Source organism: Hansschlegelia beijingensis (assembly GCF_045505405.1).
GTDB classification, from domain to species: Bacteria; Pseudomonadota; Alphaproteobacteria; order Rhizobiales; family Methylopilaceae; genus Methylopila; species Methylopila beijingensis_A.
In genome coordinates, this window is sequence record NZ_JBJKEX010000726.1 from 1 (window position 1) to 546 (window position 546).

Annotated in this window: 1 protein-coding gene; it reads right to left on the reverse strand. The window is 33.9% G+C overall.

From position 1 onward, the window contains the following. Nucleotides 1–159: 159 nt before the first annotated feature. Nucleotides 160–546 (reverse strand): DUF4405 domain-containing protein (locus ACIKT0_RS19840; protein WP_407106956.1); only part of this gene is annotated, 387 nt, incomplete at its 5' end.

Genomic DNA, 546 nt, shown 5'->3' on the forward strand with positions numbered 1-546 from the left:
CATTTGAGGGGTGTTTACAACGGAACGCTTCCTCTTGAGATAGAGAGAATAATAGATGATATCAATATCCTTAAGAAAGAACTATAGCCGCAATTAAAAAAAATGCATTCCTCTTATTCAGGAATGCATTGGTCTGTAAAAATCCAGAATATTTGTTTATCAGCTGTTAATGGGTTTAATTCTTTTTCTGCTGAACGCCGTTTTAAACCAATTCCAGTGAATATACGTATGGAAACTGAAACTAAGGAAGAAAATTAAAACCAGAAATAAATGCACATCTATCCATTTTCCCTTATCAAAGATAAGGAAGCTCCAGTTTGCATTTCCTGTTAGAGCAGGAACCAAGATAAGCATTATTCCTGATACTAACATTAAAATAAAAGAAGCTCCGGCACATATTTTACAAGTTCTGCAAAACGGTAAAATGTTTTTTTCGGTAAGTGATAAATCAGCTTCTCCTGCACTTATCGCTCTTTTCTTGTACTCCGATACGTAATAATTAACTGTAACCAGTATGATAACGACTAAAACCAGAAAGAAATACAT